The organism is Sphaerisporangium perillae, from assembly GCF_023276435.1.
Classification (GTDB): domain Bacteria; phylum Actinomycetota; class Actinomycetes; order Streptosporangiales; family Streptosporangiaceae; genus Sphaerisporangium; species Sphaerisporangium perillae.
On sequence record NZ_JALLPO010000017.1, the window covers coordinates 1 to 24,860 of the forward strand.

The 24,860-nt window shown below is 71.2% G+C and carries 25 protein-coding genes; 13 read left to right on the plus strand and 12 right to left on the minus strand.

Annotated features, from left to right (window positions below):
• Both MYF83_RS17865 and MYF83_RS43805 read left to right on the plus strand, forming a co-directional pair.
• On the plus strand, nucleotides 1-348 hold a 348-nt coding region (locus tag MYF83_RS17865), incomplete at its 5' end, for an alpha/beta fold hydrolase family protein (protein ID WP_248961591.1).
• A 382-nt stretch (nucleotides 349-730) separates the two neighbouring features.
• Nucleotides 731-1,951, plus strand: a complete 1,221-nt coding sequence (locus tag MYF83_RS43805; protein WP_248961592.1) for a sensor histidine kinase — start codon at nucleotides 731-733, stop codon at nucleotides 1,949-1,951.
• Nucleotides 1,952-2,148: 197 nt separating this feature from the next.
• Here the strand turns inward: MYF83_RS43805 and ychF are convergent, their stop codons facing one another.
• Nucleotides 2,149-3,225: a redox-regulated ATPase YchF gene (gene ychF / locus MYF83_RS17875; RefSeq protein WP_248961593.1), complete on the minus strand. Its 1,077-nt coding sequence runs from the start codon at nucleotides 3,223-3,225 to the stop codon at nucleotides 2,149-2,151.
• Nucleotides 3,226-3,307: 82 nt separating this feature from the next.
• Between ychF and MYF83_RS17880 the strand changes: the two genes are divergently transcribed.
• Genes MYF83_RS17880 through MYF83_RS17890 form a run of 3 tightly spaced genes read left to right on the plus strand, consistent with a single transcriptional unit; the run spans nucleotide 3,308 to nucleotide 6,036 of the window.
• A complete protein-coding gene (locus MYF83_RS17880; protein ID WP_248961594.1) occupies nucleotides 3,308-4,834 on the plus strand; it encodes a DNA recombination protein RmuC in 1,527 nt (508 codons plus the stop codon).
• A gap of 42 nt (nucleotides 4,835-4,876) precedes the next feature.
• Nucleotides 4,877-5,434, plus strand: coding sequence for a DUF6542 domain-containing protein (locus MYF83_RS17885; protein WP_248961595.1), 558 nt, complete (start codon nucleotides 4,877-4,879; stop codon nucleotides 5,432-5,434).
• An 8-nt stretch (nucleotides 5,435-5,442) separates the two neighbouring features.
• Nucleotides 5,443-6,036 (plus strand): AAA family ATPase, encoded by a 594-nt coding sequence (locus tag MYF83_RS17890; RefSeq protein ID WP_248961596.1) that lies wholly within the window; start codon nucleotides 5,443-5,445, stop codon nucleotides 6,034-6,036.
• A 53-nt stretch (nucleotides 6,037-6,089) separates the two neighbouring features.
• Here MYF83_RS17890 and MYF83_RS17895 read toward each other — a convergent pair whose 3' ends face one another.
• Nucleotides 6,090-7,061: a 4-hydroxy-3-methylbut-2-enyl diphosphate reductase gene (locus MYF83_RS17895; protein ID WP_248961597.1), complete on the minus strand. Its 972-nt coding sequence runs from the start codon at nucleotides 7,059-7,061 to the stop codon at nucleotides 6,090-6,092.
• Between the two features lie 185 nt (nucleotides 7,062-7,246).
• On the opposite strand from MYF83_RS17895, the gene MYF83_RS17900 reads away from it, so the two are divergent.
• Genes MYF83_RS17900 through MYF83_RS17910 form a run of 3 tightly spaced genes read left to right on the plus strand, consistent with a single transcriptional unit; the run spans nucleotide 7,247 to nucleotide 9,720 of the window.
• On the plus strand, nucleotides 7,247-8,206 hold the full coding sequence (locus MYF83_RS17900; RefSeq protein ID WP_248961598.1) for a hypothetical protein: 960 nt from the start codon (nucleotides 7,247-7,249) through the stop codon (nucleotides 8,204-8,206).
• A 26-nt stretch (nucleotides 8,207-8,232) separates the two neighbouring features.
• A complete protein-coding gene (gene xseA, locus MYF83_RS17905) occupies nucleotides 8,233-9,444 on the plus strand; it encodes an exodeoxyribonuclease VII large subunit (protein ID WP_248961599.1) in 1,212 nt (403 codons plus the stop codon).
• A gap of 36 nt (nucleotides 9,445-9,480) precedes the next feature.
• Nucleotides 9,481-9,720, plus strand: a complete 240-nt coding sequence (locus tag MYF83_RS17910; RefSeq protein ID WP_248961600.1) for an exodeoxyribonuclease VII small subunit — start codon at nucleotides 9,481-9,483, stop codon at nucleotides 9,718-9,720.
• An 85-nt stretch (nucleotides 9,721-9,805) separates the two neighbouring features.
• Here the strand turns inward: MYF83_RS17910 and MYF83_RS17915 are convergent, their stop codons facing one another.
• Together MYF83_RS17915 and MYF83_RS17920 are read right to left on the minus strand one after the other, a co-directional pair.
• Nucleotides 9,806-10,363: a DUF4245 domain-containing protein gene (locus tag MYF83_RS17915; RefSeq protein ID WP_248961601.1), complete on the minus strand. Its 558-nt coding sequence runs from the start codon at nucleotides 10,361-10,363 to the stop codon at nucleotides 9,806-9,808.
• Nucleotides 10,364-10,424: 61 nt separating this feature from the next.
• Nucleotides 10,425-11,021, minus strand: a complete 597-nt coding sequence (locus MYF83_RS17920) for a TetR/AcrR family transcriptional regulator (RefSeq protein WP_248961602.1) — start codon at nucleotides 11,019-11,021, stop codon at nucleotides 10,425-10,427.
• A gap of 144 nt (nucleotides 11,022-11,165) precedes the next feature.
• On the opposite strand from MYF83_RS17920, the gene glpX reads away from it, so the two are divergent.
• The gene (glpX, locus tag MYF83_RS17925) at nucleotides 11,166-12,200 is read left to right on the plus strand and encodes a class II fructose-bisphosphatase (RefSeq protein ID WP_248961603.1); all 1,035 of its coding nucleotides are present in this window, start codon (nucleotides 11,166-11,168) and stop codon (nucleotides 12,198-12,200) included.
• Nucleotides 12,201-12,351: 151 nt separating this feature from the next.
• Here the strand turns inward: glpX and MYF83_RS17930 are convergent, their stop codons facing one another.
• Nucleotides 12,352-12,981, minus strand: a complete 630-nt coding sequence (locus MYF83_RS17930) for a DUF1707 SHOCT-like domain-containing protein (protein WP_248961604.1) — start codon at nucleotides 12,979-12,981, stop codon at nucleotides 12,352-12,354.
• A gap of 257 nt (nucleotides 12,982-13,238) precedes the next feature.
• Here MYF83_RS17930 and MYF83_RS17935 point away from each other — a divergent pair, with 257 nt between their 5' ends.
• The 4 genes from MYF83_RS17935 (at nucleotide 13,239) to MYF83_RS17950 (ending at nucleotide 17,234) form a co-directional block, all read left to right on the plus strand.
• A complete protein-coding gene (locus tag MYF83_RS17935; protein ID WP_248961605.1) occupies nucleotides 13,239-13,640 on the plus strand; it encodes a hypothetical protein in 402 nt (133 codons plus the stop codon).
• Nucleotides 13,641-13,871: 231 nt separating this feature from the next.
• Nucleotides 13,872-14,753, plus strand: a complete 882-nt coding sequence (locus MYF83_RS17940; RefSeq protein WP_248961737.1) for an ABC transporter ATP-binding protein — start codon at nucleotides 13,872-13,874, stop codon at nucleotides 14,751-14,753.
• A 51-nt stretch (nucleotides 14,754-14,804) separates the two neighbouring features.
• Nucleotides 14,805-15,608, plus strand: a complete 804-nt coding sequence (locus MYF83_RS17945; RefSeq protein WP_248961606.1) for an ABC transporter permease — start codon at nucleotides 14,805-14,807, stop codon at nucleotides 15,606-15,608.
• Between the two features lie 342 nt (nucleotides 15,609-15,950).
• Nucleotides 15,951-17,234 (plus strand): MFS transporter, encoded by a 1,284-nt coding sequence (locus MYF83_RS17950; RefSeq protein WP_248961607.1) that lies wholly within the window; start codon nucleotides 15,951-15,953, stop codon nucleotides 17,232-17,234.
• Nucleotides 17,235-17,325: 91 nt separating this feature from the next.
• Here MYF83_RS17950 and MYF83_RS17955 read toward each other — a convergent pair whose 3' ends face one another.
• From MYF83_RS17955 to MYF83_RS17985, 7 genes are all read right to left on the minus strand, one after another.
• Complete coding sequence (locus MYF83_RS17955) at nucleotides 17,326-18,135, minus strand: SAM-dependent methyltransferase (RefSeq protein WP_248961608.1); 810 nt, start codon at nucleotides 18,133-18,135, stop codon at nucleotides 17,326-17,328.
• Between the two features lie 86 nt (nucleotides 18,136-18,221).
• Nucleotides 18,222-20,063: a 3D-(3,5/4)-trihydroxycyclohexane-1,2-dione acylhydrolase (decyclizing) gene (gene iolD, locus MYF83_RS17960; protein ID WP_248961609.1), complete on the minus strand. Its 1,842-nt coding sequence runs from the start codon at nucleotides 20,061-20,063 to the stop codon at nucleotides 18,222-18,224.
• Nucleotides 20,060-20,989, minus strand: a complete 930-nt coding sequence (gene iolB, locus MYF83_RS17965) for a 5-deoxy-glucuronate isomerase (protein WP_248961610.1) — start codon at nucleotides 20,987-20,989, stop codon at nucleotides 20,060-20,062. The genes iolD and iolB overlap by 4 nt, the downstream gene beginning before the upstream one ends.
• On the minus strand, nucleotides 20,989-21,870 hold the full coding sequence (locus tag MYF83_RS17970) for a Cgl0159 family (beta/alpha)8-fold protein (RefSeq protein WP_248961611.1): 882 nt from the start codon (nucleotides 21,868-21,870) through the stop codon (nucleotides 20,989-20,991). The genes iolB and MYF83_RS17970 overlap by 1 nt, the downstream gene beginning before the upstream one ends.
• A complete protein-coding gene (gene iolC, locus MYF83_RS17975) occupies nucleotides 21,863-22,807 on the minus strand; it encodes a 5-dehydro-2-deoxygluconokinase (protein ID WP_248961612.1) in 945 nt (314 codons plus the stop codon). The genes MYF83_RS17970 and iolC overlap by 8 nt, the downstream gene beginning before the upstream one ends.
• Complete coding sequence (locus tag MYF83_RS17980; RefSeq protein WP_248961613.1) at nucleotides 22,804-23,739, minus strand: TIM barrel protein; 936 nt, start codon at nucleotides 23,737-23,739, stop codon at nucleotides 22,804-22,806. The genes iolC and MYF83_RS17980 overlap by 4 nt, the downstream gene beginning before the upstream one ends.
• A complete protein-coding gene (locus MYF83_RS17985; protein WP_248961614.1) occupies nucleotides 23,736-24,719 on the minus strand; it encodes a Gfo/Idh/MocA family protein in 984 nt (327 codons plus the stop codon). Before MYF83_RS17985 ends, MYF83_RS17980 begins: the two co-directional genes overlap by 4 nt.
• Nucleotides 24,720-24,860 lie beyond the last annotated feature (141 nt).

The following is a 24,860-nucleotide window of genomic DNA, read 5'->3' on the forward strand; positions in this document are numbered from 1 at the left end:
GCCTTCATCACCAAACTGCCGCACTGGTATCTGCGCATGGCGTTTCGTGCCGGCTTCCGCGGGCCGGCCTGGCAGCGAATGCGGCCCCTTCTGGGTGCCTGTCTGGCCGAGCACGAGCAGCTCGCAGCCCAACAGGGCCGGCTCCCCGAGTTCGCGGACGTCACCGCCCCGGTGCTGCTCCTGGTGGGCGGCCGCTCGTCGCGCGAGCACCAGGAGGGGTTCGCCGCGCACCGCGACACCCTTCCCCACGCCACACTCGAAACCATGGACGGGCTCAACCATTTGAGCCCATCGGAGCGGAAATCAGGCCCGGTTGTGGCCGAGCGGGCTCTGGCGTTCTTCCTGTGATGGTTCAGCCAAGCAATCTCGTGATTGTTCCGGAGTCGGCGTTGCCCCCGACGAAACCCCCTGGTCCGTCGCACGGACTAGACAGCTAGACACGCGAGCCCGCCTGGTCGGCCCGTCCTTCCCTCCACACCCGCCTCCGGCAAGGGAACGGTGTGATCCTTGATGTGGAGGGAACCTCGCGTACCCAGCGTGGACCGAGAGGCTGACAGGGTTCTCTTTTCTTAAAGGTTCCAGTCTGGGTGTAACGCCCTCCCCGATATGCGACATATAGTCGTAAAGTGGACATAGATCGACTACTTGGAGACCAAGCCCGGCGGCCCGTCCGAGGAGCGCTGGCCCTGCTGGCAGCCGCGAAGCTAGTGGGTATCGAGGTGAAGCGCGGGTGACTGACTCAGCAGTCGACTACGGGGCGGTGTTCAAGGCCCTCGTGGCCCCATTGCTGGTACTGACGCCGGCCTTCGTCATCGTGGCGGCCAGTGACTCCTATCTGAAGGCGACCGGGCGAGGCCAGGCGGACCTGCTCGGCCGGAGGATTTTCACTGTCTTCCCCCGCAATCCAAACGCCCCCGATGATCTTGACGCGCAGGGGCGGGAGGGTCTGCGTGCTTCGCTGGAACGGGTTGTCGCCACCGGCGAGCGGGACGTCATGGCCATGCAAAGGTACGACGTCGAGGCCACCGGCAGACCGGGCGAGTTCGAGGAGCGGTACTGGAACGTGACCAACTCGCCCGTCCTCGGCCCGGACGGTGAAGTGGAACTGATCATTCACCGTACAGAGGAAGTCACTGACTTCGTCCAGCAGCTCGGGCGGTCCGGCGAACGCGGCGTCACGGGGACGCGGGCGGAGCTGGAGGCGACGAGAACCGACGTCTACGTTCGCGCACGCGAGCTCCTGGACGTCAACGAGCGACTCAAGCTGACCACGTCGGGGCTTCGAGAGGCCATCGAACGGCAGCGGCGGTTTGTCTTCGACGCCTCCCACGACCTGCGCAACCCGATCACCGGGCTGCTGACCGAACTGGAGGTCGCGCTCTCAGAATCCGGCACCGACCTGCACCCGGTCCTGCGCAAATCGCTGCGAGATGCCGAGCGACTCAACGACATTGTCGCCGATCTGCTCGAACTCGCCCGCCTGGACACCGCGACGCCCGCCACCGCCGAACCGGTCGACCTGGCCCACCTCGTGATGGACGAACTGGAACGCCGCGCTCTGACCACCACCGTCCGTACCCATCTCGATGAGCAGGTGGTGGTGCACGCCTCCCGGATCCGGCTGGCCCGGCTCCTGGGCAATCTGCTGGCCAACGCCGAACGGCACACCACTACCAAGATCGAGATCCTCGTCACCACCGACCCCCCCAATGCGGTCCTTGAAATCATTGACGACGGACCCGGCATTGCCCCAGCTGACCGCGAAAGAGTCTTCGAACGCCTCTGCCGCCTGGACGATGCCCGTCGCCAGGACCCCGGAGGCTCCGGGCTCGGTCTGCCCATCGCCCGGGAGATCGCGCAGGGCTACGGCGGTCACCTGTACGCCGCCGACCACCCCACCGGCGCCCGTTTCGTTCTCCGCCTCCCGCTCGCCGCCTCTAGGATCTGTTGAGCGAAGGTGGATCTTGGCGACGTCGTGGCTGAGCGGCTGGGGCACGAGAACGCCAACCTCGTTCTGTCGACCTATGGGCACCTGATGCCAGACTCGGAGGAACGCACCCGTCGAGCGGTGGACGACGCTTGGTCGTGTGCCCCGGATGTGCCCCATGATGAGGACCCAAACGCATGAGCAGGGGGAACAGGGCAGATTCAGACGTTGAAGCGGAACTCCACCACGTCGCCGTCGCGCATGACGTAGTCCTTGCCCTCGATGCGGGCCTTGCCGGCCGCGCGCGCCGCCGCCATCGAACCCGCCTCGACCAGGTCGTCGAAGGAGATGACCTCGGCCTTGATGAAGCCGCGCTGGAAGTCGGTGTGGATCACTCCGGCGGCCTCCGGCGCCGTGGCGTCCTTGCGGATCGTCCACGCCCTGGACTCCTTGGGCCCGGCCGTGAGGTAGGTCTGCAGGCCGAGGGTCTCGAAGCCCACGCGGGCGAGCTGGGTCAGGCCCGACTCCTCCTGGCCGACCGACTGGAGCAGCTCCAGGGCCTCCTCGTCCGACAGCTCGACCAGCTCGGACTCGATCTTGGCGTCGAGGAAGACCGCCTCCGCCGGGGCCACCAGCTCCGACAGGCGGGCGCGCAGGCCCTCGTCGATGAGCTCGTCGGCGTCCAGGTTGAAGACGTACAGGAACGGCTTGGCCGTCAGAAGGTGCAGCTCGCGCAGGTCGGCGAGATCGAGACGCGAGGCGTACAGGGTCGTGCCGCCGTCGAGCACCTTGGACGCCGCCTCCGCCGCCTCCAGGACGACCTTGCGGTCCTTGTTGAACTTCGACTCCTTGGCGAGCCGGGGAAGCGCCTTCTCGATCGTCTGCAGGTCGGCGAGGATCAGCTCGGTGTTGATCGTCTCGATGTCGCGGCGCGGGGAGATCTCGCCGTCGACATGGGTGACGTCGGGGTCGGTGAACACCCGGATCACCTGGCAGATCGCGTCGGTCTCGCGGATGTTGGCCAGGAACTGGTTGCCCCGCCCCTGCCCCTCCGAGGCGCCCTTGACCAGGCCCGCGATGTCGACGAACTCGACCTTCGCCGGGAGGATCTTCGCGGAGCCGTAGATCTCGGCCAGCTTGGCGAGCCGAGGGTCGGGCACGCCGACGATCCCCACGTTGGGCTCGATCGTGGCGAACGGGTAGTTCGCCGCGAGGGCGTTGCCGCTCTTGGTCAACGCGTTGAAAAGCGTGGACTTGCCGACGTTGGGCAGGCCGACGATGCCGATGCTCAGGCTCACGTTCGCCGAGTTTACGGTGCCCCGGCCGCGGCACTGACACCCACTGGGCCGAGGGGACTGGAATCATGCGGAGGTGGACGTCATGGCACTCGCCTTCCAACTGGCCGTGGGGCTGGCCGCCGGGCTCGTCATCGGCTTCGCCCTCGGGCGGTCCCGGGCGGGCGCCCGGACGGCCGCCGCCGAGAGCAGGGTCGCGCTGGCCGAGGCCCGTGCCGAGGCGGCCGAGGAGAAGGTCGCCTACGTCGAGGAGCAGATGACCCAGCGGTTCCAGTCGCTGTCCAACCGGGCTCTGGACGTCAACAACCTGCGCTTTCTGGAGCTGGCCGAGAGCCGGTTCGCCGCCTCGCGCGCCGACGCGGCGGGCGACCTGGAACAGCGCAGGCAGGCCGTCGAGAACCTCGTCGCCCCGCTGAGGGAGACCCTCGCCAAGGTCCAGGAGCAGCTTCGCGAGAGCGAGACCGGCCATCGCGTCGCGCAGGCCGAGCTCGGCAAGCAGATGGAGTTCGTACGCCAGAGCTCCGAGCAGCTCAAGACGCAGACGAGCGCCCTGGTGCGGGCCCTGCGGCGCCCGGAGGCGCGCGGGCGGTGGGGAGAGCTGCAGCTCCGCAGGGTCGCCGAGATCGCGGGCATGTCGAGGTTCTGCGACTTCGACGAGCAGGCCGGCGCCGCCACCGCCGACGGGACGCTGCGGCCCGACATGGTGGTGCGCCTGGCGGGCGGCAAGAACATCATCGTCGACTCCAAGGTCTCGCTCGCGGCCTATCTCGAGGCCGCCGAGGCGGGTGAGGAGGGCGCGCAGGAGGTGCGTCTGGACGCCCACGCCCGCCACATGCGCGACCACGTCGACAGGCTGGCCTCCAAGGCGTACTGGCAGGCGTTCAGCCCCGCGCCCGAGTTCGTCGTGCTCTTCATCCCCGGGGAGGCCTTCCTCGCCCCCGCGCTCGAGCGCGATCCCGGACTGCTCGAGCACGCCATGCGCAAACGCGTCCACATTGCGACCCCGACGACGCTGATCACCATGCTCCGCACCGCGCAGTACGCCTGGCAGCAGGAAGCGCTGAGCGAGAACGCCCGCGCGGTGTTCGACCTCGGCAAGGAGCTGTACGAGCGGCTCGGCGCCATGGGCCGCAACGTCGACGCGGTCGGCAAGGCGCTGAGCCGGGCCGTCGTCGCCTACAACAAGACCGTCGGCTCGCTGGAGAGCCGCGTCCTTGTGACCGCGCGCAAGCTGAACGACCTCGGGGTGATCGACGAGGCCCTCCCCCAGCCCGAACTGGTCGAGGAGCTGCCGAGACGGCCCTCCATGCCCGAACTGGTCGGCGACGGCACCGAACCGGGGGACGTCTTCGACGCCGCCGGGCGGACCACCCGCGGCGATCACGGCGAACCCGCCGGATGGGCCGCCTCCGGCGATGACGGCGAACCCGCCGCCGGCGATGAGCACGACGACGCCGGCGGCGATGGAGATGCCGCCGAGGAGCGGGATGCCGGTGAGGCGGGCTTCCTGGCGCCGGAGGAGGCAGAGACCCCGCAACCGGCTGGTGAAGAGACGGCAAGCCCGTACCCGGCCCCTCGCGTGAACGGTAAGTTGACGCGAGACTTGTCGTAGGGCCGGGACGGCCCCGAGGCCGCGGGCCCGGAGGAGGCGACGGTGGTGACACAGGACCGAGCGCGATCGGGGGTCAGGCTGACCGCCCGGGGCGCCGTCGCGCTCATTTTCGCGATCACGCTCGCCTCCAGGCCCACCGGGTCGATGATGATCATCGGGCTGGTCTTCTGCGCCGCCTGCCTCGCCGCCGTCCTGCTCGTCCAGCCGCGCGACCTGCTGTCCCTGGTCGTCACACCGCCGCTGATCTTCTTCGTCGCCAGCCTGATCAGCGCCGTGTTCGGCACGTTCGGCGCGCCGTCGGTGGTCCAGGCGCTCGGCCTCGGCCTGTTCACCGGGCTGTCGGCGGCCGCGCCCTGGCTGTTCGGCGGCTCGGCGCTCGTGCTCGCCGTCGCCTGGTTCCGCGGCCTGCCCGCGGGCGTCAGCGAGCTGCGGGCGGAACTTCGCGCCGGCCGGGCCCTGGCGAACGCCGGAGTGCCGGGCCCGCGGCCGGGCCGGTCGGCGGCCGGGCCGCGCTCAGGGGACGAACCGGCCTTCGCCCCTGAGCCGGAGGGCTACTTCGAGCCCCGCGTGTACGGGTCTCCGCGCGAGCCGAAGGACTGACCTGCTCCATGCCCGCCCGCCTACCCGTGCGCGAGGCCCAGGAGGCCCCTGCGCCACGCGTGGCGGCGGGCGGGGTCATCGTCGTCGACGGGCCCTCAGGGTCCGGCAAGACGACCCTGGGGCGCGCGCTCGCGGCCGAGCTGGACGCGACCCTGGTCCACATGGACGACCTGTACCCCGGCTGGGACGGGCTGCGCGGCGGCGCCGAGCGGCTCGTCGAGTGGATCCTGCGTCCGCTCGCCGGAGACCGGCCCGCCCGCTGGAGGCGTTACGACTGGACGCTGGCGGCGTACGCGGAGTGGCACGAGGTGCCGCGGACGCGGCCGCTGGTGGTCGAGGGCGCCGGAGCCGGAGCAGCGGCCGCCGGGCCGTACATCTCGCTGCTGATCTGGATGGAGGCGCCGCTCGCCGTACGCCGGGCGAGGGCGCTGGAGCGGGACGGCGACACCTACCGGCCGCACTGGGAACGGTGGGCCCGCCAGGAGGGGGCCTACTTCGCCGCCGACCGCGTGCGCGACCGCGCCGACCTCGTCATCGACACCACCGAGGAGCAGGACGCGCTAGCGGTCGTCCTCGAGGCCGGACAAGCGCGCAACCGGTGAGCCGGCACGCGCCGGCGAGTGTGCGTCCGAGTGCGTCAGCGGGCGCGAGCGGGTCAGCGGGCGGCGGCGCGGAGGTCGCGGCGCAGCTCGTGGGGCAGGGCGAAGCGCACGCTCTCGGCCACCGACTCGACCTCCTGGACGTCGCCGAAGCCCCGCTCGGCGAGGTGCGCCAGCACGCCCTCGACCAGTTCCTCGGGCACCGACGCGCCACTGGTGACGCCGACCGTGGTGACGCCGTCGAGCCACTCGTCCTGGATGAAGGAGGCGTTGTCCACCAGGTAGGAGGCGTCGGCCCCGGCGTCCATGGCGACCTCGACGAGGCGCTTGGAGTTGGAGGAGTTGGTGGAACCCACGACGATGACGAGCTGCGCCTCGTGGGCGATCTCCTTCACCGCGATCTGGCGGTTCTGCGTGGCGTAGCAGATGTCGTCGCTCGGCGGGTCGATGAGCTTGGGGAAGCGCTCCCGGAGCCGGGCGACCGTCTCGTTCGTCTCGTCCACCGACAGCGTGGTCTGGGAGAGCCAGACGAGCCGCTCGGGGTCGCGCACCTGGACGCGGTCGACGCCCTCGACGCCGTCGACGAGCTGGATGTGCCGGGGGGCCTCGCCCGCGGTGCCCTCGACCTCCTCGTGGCCCTCGTGGCCGATGAGCAGGATGTCGTAGTCGCTCGCGGCGAAACGCTTGGCCTCGTTGTGCACCTTGGTGACCAGCGGGCAGGTGGCGTCGATGGTCTTCAGGGACCGCTGGGCGGCCTGGTCGTGGACGACGGGGGCCACGCCGTGGGCGGAGAAGACGACGATCGCGTCCTCGGGCACCTCGTCGGTCTCGTCCACGAAGATCGCGCCACGCTCCTCGAGCGTCTTGACCACATGGGTGTTGTGGACGATCTGCTTGCGGACGTAGATGGGGGCGCCGTACAGCTCCAGAGCCTTCTCCACCGCCTGAACTGCGCGGTCGACCCCCGCGCAGTAACCGCGCGGCTTGGCCACCAGGACACGACGGGTCGCAGAGGTCTCCGAAGTCATGCGTTCATGCTATGCGCTCCGGATTCCTCGGTGGCCATGGGCTTGGGTTCCGGCGTCACGCACCCTTTATCTGCTTTCCTATGCTTGAGGGCGTGTGCGACGGCCCTGTCCGTCCGCCCCTTGACCTCATGCGGCACAGTCTGGTCAGACTGGTCGTCCAATATCAGACCCTCTAGGGAGCCGGCATGTCACTGACCGACATCGTCCGCACCATAGCCAAAAACGTCCGACAGACCGTCTCCGACCCCAAAGAGCTGAAGGAAAAGGCCAAGGACCTTCCTCTCAACGTTCTGCAGACCGCGCTCACCGGAGTCGGCCAGGCCCTCATGCTGACCGACCGCATCAGAACCGGCATCAAGCGGCTGGTGACCGACGAGGACAAGGCGGCCTACGAGCCGCCGGCGCCCGCGGCCACGGCGGCCCCGCAGGTCGCCAAGGAAGAGCGGGAGGAGAAGCCCGCCAGGCGCGAGCCCGTCATCTTCGCTCCCCGTCCCAGCGCACCCGTGGAGGGCCAGAACGGAGCCGCGCCGAAGGCCGAGCCCGCCGCCACCGCGCCTCCGGCGCCACCGGTGAAGCCGGCTCCCGCCGAGGCGAAGCCGGTCGCCACCGAGCCCGCGAAGCCCGCGACCCGGACGGCCGAGCCGGCGAAGCCGGCCGCCGAACCCGCGAAGCCCGCGACCGCCGAGCCGGCCGCCGCCACCGCGCAGCCCGCCGCCGAGACCGAGACGGCTGCCGAGATCGCCGAGCCGGTGAAGCCCGCCACCAGGGCCCCGAGGTCCCGGACGAGCACGGCGACGCCGAAGGCCAAGGCCGCCCCGGCCGCCGCAAAGGCGGAGAAGGCCGCGCCGAAGCCGAGGACGCGCAAGCCGAAGGCCGAGGAGGGCAAACTCGCCGACGCCGCCGTCGCCGGCACCGTCGCGCCGTCCGAGGCCGCCGTCTCCTCGCCGGCCGGCACGACCTCGACGCTCGCCGAGCCGATGCCCGGGTATTCCGAGCTCACCATGGCCTCGCTCCGCGCCCGGCTCCGCGGCAAGTCCGCCGACCAGATCCGCTCGCTGCTGGAGTACGAGAGGAAGACCACCGCCAGGGACGACATCGTCCAGATGTACGCCAAGCGCCTCGCCAAGCTCGAAGAGGCGGGATAGGCCGGGATGGTTTGTAGGCTGCCCGCATGACGGCCAAGACCTCACCTGAGCAGCCACTGCCCATCCGCTCGGTGCTCCAGATGGTGGCGCAGTGGATCGGCAAGCTCGGCACCGTCTGGGCCGAGGGGCAGATCACCGAGCTGTCCTCCCGCGGCGGCACGGTGTTCCTGACCTTGCGCGATCCCGTCGCCAACGTGTCGGCGCGCGTCACCTGCCCGCGCAACGTCTACGAGGCCACCGTTCCCCGGCCCGTGGACGGCGCGAGGGTCGTCGTGCTGGTCAAGCCCGACTTCTGGGTCAACAGGGGCTCGTTCGCGTTCACCGCCCTGGAGATCCGGCCGGTGGGCATCGGCGAGCTGCTGGCCCGGCTCGAGCGGCTGCGTCAGATCATCGTGGCCGAGGGCCTGGCCAACGCCGAGCGCAAGCGCCGGCTGCCCTTCCTGCCGGGCACGATCGGCCTGGTCTGCGGACGCGACTCGGCGGCCGAGCGCGACGTGCTGGAGAACGCCCGCCGCCGCTGGCCGGCCGTGCGCTTCAAGGTCGAGACGGTGGCCGTCCAGGGTCCCTACGCCGTGGGCGAGGTCACCGAGGCGCTGCGCAAGTTCGACCTCGACCGCGAGATCGACGTGATCATCATCGCCCGGGGCGGCGGCTCCCTGGAGGACCTGCTGCCGTTCTCCGACGAGTCGCTGGTACGCGCCGTCTCGTCCTGCCGCACGCCCGTGGTCAGCGCCATCGGCCACGAGCAGGACAACCCGTTGATCGACCTGGTCGCCGACGTCCGCGCCTCCACGCCGACCGACGCCGCCAAGAAGGTCGTCCCCGATGTCGGCGAGCAGCTGACCCTGGTCCGCCAGCTCCGCGACCGTGGGCGGCGCGTGGTGGTCGGCCGGCTCGACCGCGAGCTGTCCTGGGTGGCCGCCGTGCGCTCCCGTCCCTCCCTGTCCGATCCCGTGCGGGAGGTCGAGCGCCGGGCCGAGCAGGTCGACGGCCTCCGCGACCGTGCGCGCCGCTGCCTGACCTCCTCCCTCGACCGGGCGGAGGACTCCCTGGAACACCTTCGCGCCCGCCTCGTCGCCCTCTCCCCCGCGGCGACGCTCGAGCGGGGATACGCCATCGTGCAGTTCCCCTCCGGCGAGGTCGTGCGCCGTGCGGCGGGCCTCGGCCCCGGCGAGGAGCTGAGCATCCGGTTCCCCGACGACCGGGTCGAGGTCACCGTGGCGAAGCCGTCCACCTGAGGGCCATCACTCCCCGGCTGCCCGTAGGGTGGTTCCGTGGCTGAGGAGAAAGATGGGACGCCGTCGTACGAGCAGGCCCGCGAGGAGCTGTCCGAGGTCGTCCGGCGTCTCGAGGCAGGCGGCCTGACCCTCGAGCAGTCGATCGAGCTGTGGGAGCGCGGCGAGAAGCTCGCCGCCATCTGCGAGGAGTGGCTCCAGGGAGCGCGGGTCAGACTCGCCGCCGCCATGGCCCAGCGTGAAGACCCCGGCCCCACCCCGGAGGCCGCCCCCTTCTAGCCGCGGCCGCCCCGGCACACAGACGGTCCGTTCTCTCGGAGTGGTGGCCGAGGCGCCGGCTCAGGCTGCGGAGGTCGCGCCCGGCTCAGCCGGTGGAGGTCGCGCTCGGCTCAGGGGTGGTAGTGACCTTGGGCTGGGGCTTCAGAGAGGCTGCGAGCTGGGTCAGCTCGTCCCAGTCGGCCAGGCCGGTGACCACGACGGTCACGCCGGGCTCTATGCGCACCAGCGAGCGCTGGTTCTTGTCCGAGCGGAAACGCTCTTCCCAGGTCTCGCCGTTGATCTGCCGGCTTCCGGTCGCCTTGTCGGTGTTGGCGAGGCGCGAGGCGAACGTCTGCCCCGGCTCGTCGCTCTGGGCGAGGAGGGCGTGGGAGCGCTTGGCCGTCGCGAACCCCAGCCGCCAGGTGACGTGCCCCTTCTGGTCGACCTCTGAGCTGTTGGGCACCCAGCGGGCGGGCACCGGATCGGGCACCCGGACCTCGTAGGGCGCGACGCGACGCAGGTTGGCGAGGGTGATCGTGTAGTCGACCCTCGGTATGTGCTCGGTGCGGCTCTGCGGCGCGATGAGCAGGAAGATGCCCACGATCGCCAGGCAGAACAGCACGGCGAACGCGTACCCGTAGAAGCCTTGGGTGAACCGGTGCACAACCAGGGAGAATACCGGCCGGGCGGACGGCCTGGGACGCGGTCCCGATCTTCGTGGCCGGCTAAGGCAGCGGGATCCGCTCGATGATGGCCAGGACGTCCTCGCTGAGCCTTCTCGCGGCGGCCACATCGTCCGAGAGCGCCACCTCGGACACGGCGGCGGCCAGCGCGCCGGTCACGACCACGACCAGGGCTCCCTTGTCGTCCTCGAAGAGTGCCGCGTTGCGCCGCGCCCACTGGCGCATGCGGTCACGCATGATCACCTCGAAGCCGGGAGGGCCGTCTCCCCGCAGGAACAGGGCGGCGAGCTCCCGCTCGTCGAAGCAGCCTTCGAGGTAGGCGCGGGCGCCGGCGATGAACAGCCGCATCGGGTCGGACTCGCCCTCGCCGCGGACCGCCTGGACGGCATGCTTGGTGCGCTGCGTCTGGCGGCTCTGGAACTCCTCGAAGAGGGTGAGGTACAGGTCGGCCTTGCCGGAGAAGTGGTGGTAGAGGCTGCCGACGCTTGCGCCCGCGCGGGAGACGACGTCGGTGACCCCGGCCTCGGCGAAGCCGCGTGTGACGAAGATCTCCCTGGCGGCCTCCAGGAGGGCGCCGCGCGTGGCGGCACCACGCTCCGAGGTGCGCACAGTCACCGGTCGTTCCGTGTCGCTGCTCATGCAGGCGACAGTATCCCTCCGTCGGCCGCCGAAGGGGGACAACTACGATCGTTGCCATCGGCTGGATTAGAAGGTGGGGAGCCTGGTAGGTCCAGTACAGGGCGTCCCGCTCGCCGTTCGCACAACTTAGAGGGGCTTGTCACCATGTCGGAGCAGACGTCTGTACCGCCCGCGCTGGCCACCGAGGAGCGCGCGCCCGATCGCAACCTGGCCCTGGAACTCGTCCGCGTCACCGAGGCGGCCGCGATGGCCGCGGCCCGCTGGGTGGGCAGGGGTGACAAGAACGGCGCGGACGGCGCGGCGGTCAACGCCATGCGCCAGCTGATCAACACGGTCTCCATGGACGGCTGCGTGGTGATCGGCGAGGGCGAGAAGGACAACGCCCCCATGCTGTACAACGGCGAAAGCGTGGGAGACGGCAGCGGCGCCCAGTGCGACGTGGCCGTCGACCCGATCGACGGCACCCGGCTGACCGCGCTCGGCATGCCGAACGCGATCTCTGTCATCGCGGTGAGCCCGCGCGGGTCGATGTACGACCCATCTGCGGTCTTCTACATGGACAAGCTGGTCACCGGCCCGGAGGCCGCGGACGCCGTCGACATCGACGCCCCGGTGGCCGCGAACATCGACGCCGTCGCCCGGGCCAAGGGATGCTCGCCGTCCGACGTCATGGTGGTCCTCCTCGACCGGCCCCGCCACGAGCGGCTCGCCAAGGAGATCCGCGACACGGGCGCGCGCATCAAGTTCATCACCGACGGCGACGTCGCCGGCGCGATCATGGCGGCTCGCCGGGACACCGGCGTCGACCTGATGCTCGGCATCGGCGGCACCCCCGAGGGCATCATCGCGGCGTGCGCGCTGAAGTGCCTCGGCGGCGTGATCCAGGGCAAGCTGTGGCCGCGCGACGAGGATGAGCGCCGCCGGGCCCTGGACGCCGGGCATGACCTCAACCGCATCCTCACCACCGACGACCTGGTCACCTCCGACGATGTCTTCTTCGCCGCCTCGGGCATCACCGACGGCGAGCTGATGGGCGGCGTCCGCTATCGCGGGGGCGTCGCGGTGACCCATTCCCTGGTCATGCGCGGCAGGTCCGGCACGGTGCGCAAGGTGGAGAGCGAGCACCAGCTGTGGAAGCTCCGGGCGTACAGCGCCATCAACTTCGACACCGCCACCTGACCGGGCAGCGGAGGACGTGGACCGGTGAACGACGCGGACTGTGAGCGACGCGGGCCGGTGAACGACGCGGACTGTGAGCGACGCGGCAGCCGGTCGAGGACGGGCCCTGTGAGGGGCGGAGCCGGTGAGGGGACGGAGTCGGTGAGGGTGGTCAGGGCTTGCGGCGCCGGGCCCAGCCGCGCCTCGGCGGCTTCGGGGACTTGGCCACGACGTTGCCCATCATGATCATGCCGGTGATCTCGATCACGGGCGCGTCGGGCGGGGCCGCCGCCACCGGCACCTGGTTCTTCTTCCCGGCCAGCACCGCGGACGCGGGCATGATCACGCGCACGCCCTCTGGGACGATCAGCGTCAGCGTCGCCCCGACCACGGTCGCCTGCACCGTGATGTGGCTGCTCTGCAGCAGTGCCTCGCGCAGATCGAGCGTGACGCCGCTGCCGACCGCCGTGACCGAGTACCGCGACGGCACCACCCAGCGTCCGTCGCGCTGCTCGGAGCGGAACAGCGCCATCACCGGCCGCCCGTCGGCCCGCAACGGCTGGAGGTGCTCGGGCAGCAGGTCGGTGGTGAGAGCGGCCAGTTCGCCCAAGGTGCGGGCGCCATAGACTCGTTCGACCCGCTCTTCGTGCTCGGCCAGGGTCAGCCTGCCGTCCGCGACGGCGTCGCGCAGCACGGCGACCACGCGTTCACGGTCGTCGTCGGAGGCCCTCAGATCCTGCGGCGCGGGCCCCTCACCGCTCTGTTGCCCCTGGAGAATGCCGGACAGGAACTGCCGCAGCACAGGAGCCCCTTGCTGCTGCCAGCGGTTGTTCCAACGGTCATAACGCGCTCCGCGTTCGGCTTCCACGTCTCGACACTAACCTCCGCGGGACCCCCGGACCTACCCCTGTCACCAGGACCTGGCACAACACCACCACTTACGAAACACATCGGGACGGGAGATCGGTCAGAATCATTCTCTCGGCCCTGTTCCGGCCGCCTCGCTCCATTGGAGGCCGCCGCGATGACCGCCGGCCAGCGTACGAAGGAGCCCACACCGTGAATCACCGGGACGACGCCGCGTTCTGGGCTTGCCCACACGGGCATGACGCCCGCCACGGCTGTGTCGCCTGCTACGAGGAGTCGGCCGATCCCGATCTGGCGGCGCCCCTCTGGGAGGTCGCCGTGTGGTTCACCTCCCGCCGGCCGATCCCGATCAAGGCGCTGAAGGACGTCCACCGGCACGGGCGCCGCTTCCTGCTGGACAAGCTCTCCGCTCCCTACATCTACCTGCTGACCGGCCAGGCCCGCGTCGAGCAAGGCGTTCAGGCCGTCGCGGGGCTGGTCGGCTTCCTCGTCCACAACCGGCACGTGGTGGACGACTTCGCCGTCCAGGAGACCCGGGCCGTCCAGCTCTCGCCGTCCCCGGACACGCCCAGCGCCGACCGGGTCTGGCCCTGACCCCCGCCCCGGCCCAGGAGGGGGACAGGGACCCGTAGGCGGGCGTGGAGGGGCAGGTCAAGCGGAGGACGGAGGCCGTGAAGAGGCGAGGACGCGCGGGGGCCGGGGGCGGAAAACCCTTGGAGAAGTGTCGGTGCCGTTTCCTATCGTGGTCACGTGGCCACTTCACGTATCGCCTCCAGAGACAGCCTCGTCCTCGACCACACCACGAGCGCGATCTCGCTCAAGGGCGTGGTGAAGCGCTATGGCGACATCTCGGCGGTCGACGGTCTCGATCTGGAGGTGCCCCACGGCATCTGCCTGGGCCTCCTCGGCCCGAACGGAGCGGGCAAGAGCACGACGATGCGGCTGCTGACGGCCCAGTCACGGGCGGACGAAGGCGAGATCACCGTTCTCGGGCATCCGCTGCCCCGCGCGTCCAAGAGGGCCCGGGCGCTCATGGGCGTCGTCCCCCAGCAGGACAACCTCGACGAGGAGCTGACGGCCCGGCAGAACCTCGAGGTGTTCGCCCATCTCTACCGCGTGGCGAAGGCCGACCGCCCTGCCGCGGTCGATCGGGCTCTGGGGGTGGCGCAGCTGACCGACCGGGCCGACACCAAGGCCGACGACCTCTCCGGCGGCATGCGACGCCGGCTGCTCATCGCCCGGGGCCTGGTCCATCGTCCCCGCCTCGTGCTGCTGGACGAGCCCACCGTGGGGCTCGACCCGCAGGTCCGGCAGGAGCTCTGGTCGCTCGTCGCCGCTCTGCGCGCCGAGGGGGTGACCACGCTCATGTCCACCCACTACATCGAAGAGGCCGAGCGGCTGGCCGACGAGTGCGCCCTGATGTCCCACGGCCGGGTGGTGGCACGCGGCACGCCGGCGGCGCTGATCGCCGAGCACGCGGGAGCCCAGGTCGACGAGCACTACGGGCCGCCTGAACGGCTCGCCGAGGTGGAGCGCCTGGCGAGGAAGGCCGGGCTGACGACCCGGCGCACCGGCCCGTCGGTCTCGATCCTCGCCGCCGAGCGGCAGCCGGTGTCCCTGCGACTCGACCTCGGCCCGGCCGGCGTCCGCCGCGCCGCCAGCCTGGAGGACGTCTTCGTCACCCTGACCGGCGAGAGCGTCGAATGACCCCGTCCCGCCTCCGCACCGATGGCCGGTTCTTCTGACTGGAGGTTTGTGATGTCCGCGAGTTCGAGCGGCCCGCAGGAGGCGACCCTGCGGTGGTTCGAGTGGGCTCCTGTGCGCGGGGTGTGGCGGCGCGAGATGGCGCTCTACCGGCGTTACTGGCCATCCACCTCCTTCGCCTCGCTCGTCGAGCCGACGATCTACCTGCTCGCGTTCGGCTTCGGTTTCGGCTCGGTGATCGGCGCGGCCTACGGCTACAACTACCGGGACTTCGTGGCGACCGGCGTGGTGGCCACCTCCGTGCTGTTCATCAGCGCCTTCGGTTCCATGTTCGGCACCTTCATCCGCCGCACCTTCCAGCACACCTACGACGCGGTGCTGGCCGCGCCGGTCGACGTTCACGAGCTGGTGACCGCCGAGGCGTCGTGGCTCGCCGTCAAGGCCGGGGTGTACGGCTGCGCCCCCGTGATCGTCGGCATGGCCTTCGGCCTCTCGCCCAGTCCGGGCATGCTGCTGGTGCCGTTCGTCGCGTTCCTCGCCGGGCTGGCGTTCGCGCTGTTCGGCATCTGGGTGTCGGCCATCGTTCCGTCGATCAACACCTTCGACTACGTCATCAGCGGCGTGCTGGCGCCGATGTTCCTGGTCGCCGGCACCTTCTTCCCCGTGGACCAGTTACCGTCCTTCGCCGCGGCCGCGGCGAGGGTCAACCCGCTGTACCACTGCGTCGAGCTGGTCAGGGATGCCGTCTTCAGCGACCTCGGCCTCCACGACCTCGTCCACGTGGGCGTCCTGCTGCTGTTCGCCGCCCTGATGTGGTCCCTCGCCGTCTGGAAGATGACCGCCCGCCTGATCGACTGAGATGGTGTGAAACGGCGCCCACACCTGCTTAATGCGTCGTCGTCTGCGGCACGCACCTGAAGCACCTGCGGGAACACCAGCCCGTGCGACGACACGACACACGCGTCTTCCTCTCACTGGACCAGCGCGGTGTCCGGCGAGCGACCTGGCGGCGCTCGCAGGTCATGGGTCCGCTCGTACGGTTCGGTCGCCTTGTGAGGCTTACGGAGGAAGCCTCGGACGTGGTACGACGGGATTCGCCCGGGTGGCCATCACGGTCGCCGGGGGCATTGACCGGCGTGGGGCGCGACCGTAACCTGTCGCAAACCTGAGATCGCCTCATGTTCCCTCCCGGAGGCCGCAGTGCCCACCCCCCGTGACCGGCGTGCGCGCCTTGCCACATTCGCCGTGTTCTTCGTGCAGGGCTTGACCTTCGCCACCTTGCTCACCCAGGTGGCGGCGCTCCAGAAGAAGCATGGGCTGAGCGACGGCGAGCTGTCGATCCTGCTGCTCGTGGTCCCGGTGATCGCCGGTGCCGGCAGCGTGCTCGCCGGTGAGATCGCCAAGCGGTACGGCAGCCGTTGGGTGCTCCGCGTCGCGCAGCCCTTCGCGGGGCTGGCCGTGGTGCTCGCCGGGCTCGCCGGAAACGTGCCGCAACTCGTCGGGGCCAACGTGCTGTTCGGCCTGTGCCTCGGCGCGGTGGACGCGGGCATGAACATGCAGGCCGTCACGGTCGAGCGAAGGTACGGCCGGGCCGTCCTCACCGGTTTCCACGCCCTGTGGAGCGCGGCCGCGGTCATCGGCGCCGTGTGGGCCTCGGCGGCCGGAGGCATGGGGCTGGACCTGCCGGCCACCTTCGCCGTCGCCATGGTGGCGGGGGTGGCCATCGCGGTGGTCGCCGGTCCGACCCTGTGCTCGGCCGAGGAGGAGCACGCGGACCCCGCAGCGGGCGCCGTGCCCGCGAGCGAGCACGCCGCCACCACGGCGGACGCCGTACTCGGCAGGGAATCCGCCACGGCCGCGGGAGACGGCCGAGAAACCGCCGCGGCGGGGAGCGGGGCCGCCAAGGCACGCTTCCCGTGGCGGCCGATCTTGCCGTTGTGCCTGGCGATGGCGTTCCTCTACGTCGGAGACGCGTCGATCTCCAACTTCGGGTCCGTCTACATGGACAAGATCATGCACGCGACGGCCGCCGTCGTCCCTCTGGCGCTCGGGGCCTACCAGGCGACCACGTTCCTGGTCAGGATCGGCGGCGACCTCGCCGTCCGCAAGTACGGGCCCGCGGCGATCGTGCGCGCGGGCGGCGCGCTGGCCGCGCTGGGCTTCGCCGGGATCGTCGCCGCGCCGAACGAGCCCCTCGCGATCGTGGCCTTCGGCATCACCGGGGTGGGCCTGTCGGTGGTGGCCCCGCAGTCGTTCTCGGCCGCTGGACGGCTCGACCCGGCCGGTACGGGCGTCGCCATCGCGCGGGTCAACATGTTCAACTATGTCGGCTTCATCGTGGGCGCCGCCCTGGTGGGCGGCATCGCGGACGCCGCGAACTACCAGGTGGCCTTCGCGGCGCCCCTCGTGCTCGCGGCGGCCATCGTCCTGCTGGCCCGCGGTTTCCAGCCCAAGGTCCGCACGGTGGCGCTCGAGCCGAGATGAGCCCGGCCCGCCCGGCCGGGCGCGCTCTCAAGGTGACCAGCGCGCCCGCAAGGTCGCCGGCACGTGTTCAGGCGACCACCGTGACGAGCGGTCAGCGGATCAGCCCGACCCCGCTGAAGCCGTCGACGCCGGGGAGCACGGGGAGTTTGGGCTGGTCCTCCTCCGGACGCCAGTCGTCGGTGGAGACCAGGCCGGGCTCCACGACCTCGAATCCGTCGAAGAAGCGCAGGATCTCCGCTCGCGACCGGGGCGTCGCGGAGCCCGCCGAGGTCCGGGCGTAGAGCTCCCGGCCTTCGCGCAACCGGTCCTCGTCGAGATCTCCGAAGGAGAGGTGGCTGATCGCCATGCCGCTTCCCGGGGCGAGCCGGTCGCGCAGCGTCGTGACGATGCTCTGGGCGACGTCGTTCTCGGGGATGAAGTGCAGCACGGCCAGCATGAGCAGGCCCACCGGCCGATCGAAGTCGATGACCTTGCAGACCTCGGGGTCCGCGAGGATCGCACCGGGGTCCCGCAGGTCGCCGCCGACGACGATGGTCTGCGGGTTGTCCGCCAGCAGCGCGCGTCCATGGGCGAGCACGATGGGGTCGTTGTCGACGTAGACGACGCGGGACTCGGGCGCCACGGCCAGCGCCACCTGGTGCACGTTCTCCTGGGTGGGCAGGCCGGCTCCGATGTCGAGGAACTGGCGCACCCCGTTGTCGGCCAGGAAGCGCACTGCTCGGCGCAGGAAGCGCCGGTTGGCCTGGACGCCCTCCTTGACGTTGGGCGTGAGCTCGATCACCTTCTCCGCCGCCGCCCGGTCCGAGGCGAAGTTGTCCTTGCCCCCGAGGAGGTAGTCGTAGATCCGGGCCACGCTGGGAATGGTCGGATCGACCCCGTGCGGCGCTTGCTCCGTGCTCATCGTGCCTGTCCCTCGGTTCGAGCTTTTGATCTTAAGCTAGCCGATGAGTCCGGAATTTCGGCGTATTAGGCCGGATATTCGGAGATCTACAGGTACGGGCGCTGGGCGGCCTTGGCTTCCTCGTACTTCTCACGCAGCTCGGGGGTGCCGGAGACCTCGGCGATGGGCACGTCCCACCACGCGCTCGTCTCGGGGGACGGGCCGGGCACGGTCTCGACGTGGACGACGGTCGTGCCCGTCGCCTCCCTGGCCTTGACCAGCGCGACGCGCAGCGACTCGGGGCCTGCTGCGCGCAGCACGTCGGCTCCCAGGCTCGCCGCGTTGGCGGCGAGGTCCACCGGAAGGTACCCGCCGTCCAGCCCGCCGCCCGGGGAGCGCATGCGGTACGCCGTGCCGAGCCGCCGGGCGCCCACGGACTCCGAGAGGCCGCCGATGGACGCGAAGCCGTGGTTGTCGACGATCACGACGACCAGCTTGACGCCCTCCTGGACGGCGGTGGCGATCTCCTGCGCCATCATGAGGTACGAACCGTCGCCGACGAGTACGAACACCTCCCGCTCGGGCGCGGCGAGCTTCACGCCCAGGCCGCCGGCGATCTCGTAGCCCATGCAGGAGTAGCCGTACTCGACGTGGTAGGCCTTCGGGTCCGCGGCGCGCCACAGCTTGTGCAGGTCGCCCGGCATCGACCCCGCGGCGTTGACGACCACGCCGTCCGATCCGGCGACCTCGTTCAGCACTCCGAGCATCACCGGCTGCGTCAGCTCGTCTCCGGCGTACAGCGCGGACACCCGGGCCTGCCAGTCGCGGCCCAGCTCGGCGGCCCGGGACGTCCACGCCGGGTCGGCCTTCCAGCCCGCGAGGTCGAGCACGGCCAGCCCCTCACGAGCGTCGCCGACGAGCATGGCGCCGGCGTGCTTGGCCGCGTCGAAGGCCGCGACGTTGAGGTTCACGAAGCGCGCGTCACCGAACAGGGTGCGCGAGGCGGTGGTGAAGTCGGTGTAGCGGGTGCCGACGCCGATGACGAGATCGGCTTCGCGGGCCAGCGCGTTGGCGGCGGCCGTGCCGGTGTGACCAATGGCGCCGAGCGCGCACGGGTGGTCGTACGGCAGGACGCCCTTGCCCGCCTGGGTCTCGCCGACCGGGACGCCGTGGGTCTCGGCGAAGGCGGCCAGTTCCTCCCACGCCTCGCTGTACACCACGCCGCCGCCCGCGACGATGAGCGGGCGCCGCGACGCCTTGATCGCCTCCACGGCCCGTTCCACGGCGGCCGAGTCGGGGACCGGCCTGGCGACGTGCCACACCCGCCGCTCGAACAGCTCGGCGGGCCAGTCGTGCGCCTCGGCCTGGACGTCCTGGGGCAGGGCGATGGTCACCGCGCCCGTCTCGGCGGGGTCGGTGAGCACCCGCATGGCGGCCATCAGGGCGGAGGGCAGCTGCTCGGGCCGGTTGATCCGGTCGAAGAAGCGCGACACCGGCCGCAGGCAGTCGTTGACGCTGATGTCGTAGGAACGGGGGTCTTCCAGCTCCTGCAGCACGGCTCCGGCGGCGCGGGTGGCGAAGATGTCGCCCGGCAGCAGAAGCACCGGGATCCGGTTGATCGTCGCCAGCGCCGCGCCGGTCACCATGTTCGTCGCGCCCGGGCCGATCGAGGTCGTGCAGGCGAAGGTCGACAGGCGGTTGCGCGTCTTGGCGAAGCCCACGACCGTGTGGACCATGGCCTGCTCGTTCCTGGCCAGGTAGTACGGCAGCGGGTCGCCGAGGCCCGCGCCGCGCTCGGCGAGCGCCTGGCCGATGCCGGCGACGTTCCCGTGGCCGAAGATGCCGAAGCAGCCTTCGATGAGCCGCTGCTCGACGCCGTCGCGCTCGCTCCACTGCTCGGCGAGGAACCGTACCAGCGCCTGCGCCACGGTCAGGCGGATCGTCGTCATGCCTGGGTCTCCCTCGTACCGTTCGCGGAGGATTCCGGGGATGCCGGGGTCGCCGGGGATGCCGGCGACGCGGTGAGTGACGTGGACGGCGCGCCGGCGGCGGCCGAGGTCATCGGGACGCGGGGGTCCACGGCCTGGCCGTCCCAGCTGGACCGGATCCAGGCGTGCCGGGGGTCGTCGCAGAAGGCCATGGACCGCTCCTCGGCCGGCCCGGCGAGCACGTTCAGGTAGTACAGGTCGTAGCCGGGCGCGGCCATCGAGGGGCCGTGGTAGCCGTGCGGCACCAGCACGACGTCACCGCAGCTCACCTCGGCGAGCACGTCGATGGGCCTGCCCGGCGAGCCGTACACCCGCTGGTAGCCGGGGCCGCCCTCGAAGTAGTAGATCTCCTCCAGGACGGCCTCGCCGTCGCCGGGCGTGTCGTGCTTGTGCGGCGGGTAGGACGACCAGTTGCCCTCGGGGGTGAGCACCTCGACGGCGACGAGCTTGTCGCAGTCGAAGGCGCCGGGCGCGCAGAAGTTGTTGACCTGGCGGCTGGCCTGCCCGGCCCCGCGCACCTCCACCGGCACCTGCTCGGCCGGGCCGTACCGGACCGGGAGCCGCCGGGTGGCGCGGGCGGACGGCAGGGCGAACCGCCCCTCGCCGCTGACCCGCACCGTGGCGCCGATGGGCACGTACGCGAAGTCGGAGACGCCTTCGAACACCGACGGGCGGCCGTGGAGCTCGAGGCGCGTCCCGTCGCACTCGACGACGCAGGCGCCCGACAGCGGGAGGACGAGCATCTCCTCCGCACCGGTGGCGAACTCGACGGTCTCCCCGGAGAGGTTGAGGGTGCGCAACCCGGCGTAGGTCCATCCGGCGAGCTCCGGCGAGACGCGTACCGCCCAGGGGGCCTCGGCGGTCGAGCCCGCCGGGATGTAGGACATCAGGACACCTCCAGCAGCCCGGCGGCGGTGTCGACGGCCGCCGCCACGTCGTCGTCAGGAGGGTAGAGGAGCGCGCGGCCGACCATGAGCCCTCGCACGCCGGGCAGCCGCAGCGCCTTGGCCCACGAGCTGTACACCTCGTCGGGCGCCGCGGTGGGGTCGCCGCCGAGCAGCAGGGTGGGGAGGGTGGTGGACTCCATGACCCGTTCCATCTCGGCGATCACGGGGATCTTCAGCCAGGTGTGCGCCGAGGTCGCGCCCAGCGCCTGTCCGACCTGGATGGCGTGGATCATGCCCTCCGGGGACAGGTCGTGGTGCACGACGCCCTCGTCGCGGTGGGACCAGAACGGTTCCACCATCGCGACCAGGCCCTGTGTGGCGAGGCTGGTGACCGCCCGGGCGCAGGACTCCAGCGTGGCCGCCGTCTCGGCCGAACGCAGGCCGATGCGGCAGAGCATCTTGCCCCCGTCGAGCCGCATCCGGACGATCGACTCGGTGTCGTAGGCGGTGAAGCGGTCGTCGAACTCGAACGCGGTGCCGTGGAGCCCGCCGCGGTTCATCGACCCGATCACGACCTTGCCGTGGAGGGCGCCGAGCAGCAGCAGGTCCTCCACGATGTCGGGCGTGGCGAGCAGCCCGTCGACGCCGGGCCGGGCCAGCGCAACGCACAGCCGGTCGAGCAGGTCGATGCGATTGGCCATGGCCATCGGCCGTCCTCGCACGCCGAGCGCGCCCCTGGCGGTGTGGTCGGCCGCGATGATCAGCAACTGCTCGCGGTCGCCGAGCAGCGGCCTGCGGCGGCGTTCCGCCGCGGCCTGTGCGATCTTCTCCGGATACCTGGCGCGGTATTCCGCCAGTCTCCTGCGGTCCTCGTCAAGCATTGGCTTCCCCCGAGAGCACGGCCTCGACCTCCTTGACTGTGGGCATGGCCGGGGCGCAGGCGAGCCGCCCGGCCACGATGGCGCCGGCCGCGTTGGCGAACCGCAGCGTCTGTTCCAGGTCGCGCCCGGCGAGCAGGCCGTCGCACAGCGCGCCGCCGAACGCGTCGCCGGCGCCGAGTCCGTTCACCACCTCGACGGGCACGGGCGGGACCTCCACCGTCTCCTCGGCCGTCATGCCGAGCACGCCGCCGGAGCCTTGCTTCACCACCGCGAGCCGGACGCCGAGGTCGAGCAGCGCCCTGGCGGCCTGCCGCGGCTCGCGCGTGCCGGTGGCCACCTCGCACTCGTCGAGGTTGCCGACGGCCACGGTGACGTGCCGCAGGGCCTTGCGTACCCATTCTCCCGCCGCCTGCGCCGAGTCCCAGAACATGGGGCGGTAGTCGAGGTCGAGGACGGTCAGCGGCGCCCGCCCGCGTGCCTCCCAGGCGGCGAAGTGGGCGCTCCTGGACGGCTCCTGCGACAGCCCGGTGACCGTCGCCCAGAACAGGCCCGCGTCCCTGATCGCCTCGAGATCCAGCTCGTCCGGGCGGATCTCCAGGTCCGGCGCCTTGGGAAAGCGGTAGAAGTACAGCGGGAAGTCCTCCGGCGGGCGGATCTCGCAGAACGTCACCGGGGTCGGCAGGCCCTCGACCTCGGTCACGTAGCGGTCGTCCACGCCGTAGGAGCGCAGCGCGTCGTGGATGAACGCGCCGAACGGGTCGGCTCCGGTGCGGGTGATCACAGCGGCGTCGCGGCCGAGCTTGGCGGCGGCGACGGCGACGTTGGTCGCGCTGCCGCCGAGGTACTTGCCGAAGGTCTCCACCTCGCGCAGGGAGACGCCGACCTGGAGAGGATAGATGTCGACGCCCACCCTGCCGATCGTGAGCACCTCGGTCATGAGAGCGCCGCGAGGTAGGCGAGGCTCTCGCGGACCGAGGCCTTGGGACCCTCGCCCTCCGGCGGGTCCCCGTCGAGCACGACGTCCTGTTCCATGACGTACCAGCCCTGGTAGCCGGCCTCGCCGAGCCGCGCGACGATGCCCGCCACGTCGACGTCGCCCCGGCCGAGGGGCCGGTAGACGCCGGCGCGCACGGCGTCGGTGTAGGTCAGCTTTCCGGCGCGTACCTGCTCGGCGAGCGTGGCGTCCACGTCCTTGAGGTGCACGTGTGCGACCCTGGCTGCTGCCCTGGACACCAGGTCGAGCGGGTCGGTGCCCCCGATGAGTAGGTGGCCGGTGTCCAGGCAGAGCGGCATGGCCGATCCGTCGAGCACCCGCTCCACCTCGTCGCGCGTCTCGATCATGGTGCCGACGTGCGGGTGGAGCGTGACGGAACGGCCGAACGACCCGGCCTCCTCGATCAGCCGCCCGAGGTTGCCCAGCAGCGCCGCCCAGCCTTCGGCGTCGAGCACGGAGCGCTCGTCGTAGCCGTCGGCACCGGTCGCCGCGGCGAGCACGACCGTCTCCACGTCGCCCTCGGCGAAGGAGCGGAACGTGGCCCGCGCCTCGGGCACCGGGTCGTACGCGGGATCGTGCAGCACCACCGGGACGAACCCCCCGATGGCCCGCAGCCCGTACTGGTCGAGCAGCGCGCGGCGGTGTTCGGGGGACGGCGGGAGGAACCCGTCGGGGCCCAGTTCGGTGGCGGTGAGGCCGATCTCGCGCATCTCGCCGAGGACGCGGTCCCTGTCGAGCTGGTGACCCCAGCCCGGCACCTCGCACACGCCCCAGGAGATCGGCGCGCCGGCGATCCGCGGCGGGACGCCCGCCCCGCCCGCGCCGCCCGCGCCACCCGTGCCGGCCCGTCCGGTGACGTCCGAAGGCCCGTTCACGCCGCCACCTCCGCGACCCGCACGGGACGACCGTCGCGGCGGGACAGCTCGGCCGCCTCGGCGACGCGCAGGGCGGCCAGGGCGTCGTGGACGCTGCACAGGCTGGGCCCGCCGTCGCGCACGCAGGCCAGGAAGGCGTCGATCTCGTCGACGTAGGCGGCCTCGAAGCGGGCTCCGAAGTCCGGCCATGGCTCGCCGCCGGGGAAGGCGACGCCGGGCTCGGCGGAGGTGAGGGGGACGCGCTCGTCGAGCCCCACGGCGAAAGTGCGCCGGGTGCCGGCCAGTTCCATCCGCACGTCGTAGCCGGCGCCGTTGTAGCGGGACCCCTGCATCGTCACCAGGGTGCCGTCGTCCAGGGTCAGCAGCGCGGCGCTGGTGTCCACGTCGCCGGCCTCGGCGAAGAACGCGGCGCCCCGGTTGGCGCCGGTGGCGTAGACGGACTCGACCTCGCGGCCGGTGACCCAGCGCAGAATGTCGAAGTCGTGGATGTGGCAGTCGCGGTAGATGCCGCCAGAAAGCGGGATGTAGTCGGCGGCGGGCGGCCGGGGGTCGGCCGTCAGCATGTGCACGCGATGCAGGTCGCCGACTTCGCCGTTCTTCAGCGCGCGGCGCGCGGCGGCGTACCCCGCGTCGAAGCGCCGCTGGAAGCCGATGTGGACGAGCGTGCCGCCGCGGTCGGCGGCCTCGACGACCCGCGCGGTCTCCTCGATGCCGGGCGCGACCGGTTTCTCGCAGAACACGGGGATGCCGGCCTCGCAGGCCCGCAGGATCAGCTCCGCGTGGGTGGACGTGGGTGTGGCCACGATCACGGCGTCGGCCCGGAAGGCGTCTCCGACCAGCGCGCCGACCCGGCCGGCCACCTCCTTGGCCCGGACCTCGTCGGCGTCCGACACGATCAGCTCGCCTACCTCGGGATGGGCGGCGAGCGTCGTCGCGTGGAACGCTCCGATGCGGCCAAGACCCAACAGACCCACACGCATACTGCCTCCGCGGCTCAATCAGCTCATGACACCCGTCCCCAGTTCTAAGTACCAGAATGCCGAGAGTCAAGACTTTGTCCTGACATTCAGACGAACTATCGTCGTGGCGGCGATCGGCGCGAGCGGGCCGCCACCGGCCCT

What these genes read in the sequence shown, in the direction of transcription:
- MYF83_RS17880 (WP_248961594.1), top strand. Translation starts at nt 3,308, where the DNA reads ATGGCACTCGCCTTCCAACTGGCCGTGGGGCTGGCCGCCGGGCTCGTC.
- MYF83_RS17890 (WP_248961596.1), top strand. Translation starts at nt 5,443, where the DNA reads ATGCCCGCCCGCCTACCCGTGCGCGAGGCCCAGGAGGCCCCTGCGCCA.
- MYF83_RS17895 (WP_248961597.1), bottom strand. Translation starts at nt 7,061, where the DNA reads ATGACTTCGGAGACCTCTGCGACCCGTCGTGTCCTGGTGGCCAAGCCG.
- MYF83_RS17900 (WP_248961598.1), top strand. Translation starts at nt 7,247, where the DNA reads ATGTCACTGACCGACATCGTCCGCACCATAGCCAAAAACGTCCGACAG.
- xseA (WP_248961599.1), top strand. Translation starts at nt 8,233, where the DNA reads ATGACGGCCAAGACCTCACCTGAGCAGCCACTGCCCATCCGCTCGGTG.
- MYF83_RS17920 (WP_248961602.1), bottom strand. Translation starts at nt 11,021, where the DNA reads ATGAGCAGCGACACGGAACGACCGGTGACTGTGCGCACCTCGGAGCGT.
- glpX (WP_248961603.1), top strand. Translation starts at nt 11,166, where the DNA reads ATGTCGGAGCAGACGTCTGTACCGCCCGCGCTGGCCACCGAGGAGCGC.
- MYF83_RS17945 (WP_248961606.1), top strand. Translation starts at nt 14,805, where the DNA reads ATGTCCGCGAGTTCGAGCGGCCCGCAGGAGGCGACCCTGCGGTGGTTC.
- MYF83_RS17955 (WP_248961608.1), bottom strand. Translation starts at nt 18,135, where the DNA reads ATGAGCACGGAGCAAGCGCCGCACGGGGTCGATCCGACCATTCCCAGC.
- iolD (WP_248961609.1), bottom strand. Translation starts at nt 20,063, where the DNA reads ATGACGACGATCCGCCTGACCGTGGCGCAGGCGCTGGTACGGTTCCTC.
- iolB (WP_248961610.1), bottom strand. Translation starts at nt 20,989, where the DNA reads ATGTCCTACATCCCGGCGGGCTCGACCGCCGAGGCCCCCTGGGCGGTA.
- MYF83_RS17970 (WP_248961611.1), bottom strand. Translation starts at nt 21,870, where the DNA reads ATGCTTGACGAGGACCGCAGGAGACTGGCGGAATACCGCGCCAGGTAT.
- iolC (WP_248961612.1), bottom strand. Translation starts at nt 22,807, where the DNA reads ATGACCGAGGTGCTCACGATCGGCAGGGTGGGCGTCGACATCTATCCT.
- MYF83_RS17985 (WP_248961614.1), bottom strand. Translation starts at nt 24,719, where the DNA reads ATGCGTGTGGGTCTGTTGGGTCTTGGCCGCATCGGAGCGTTCCACGCG.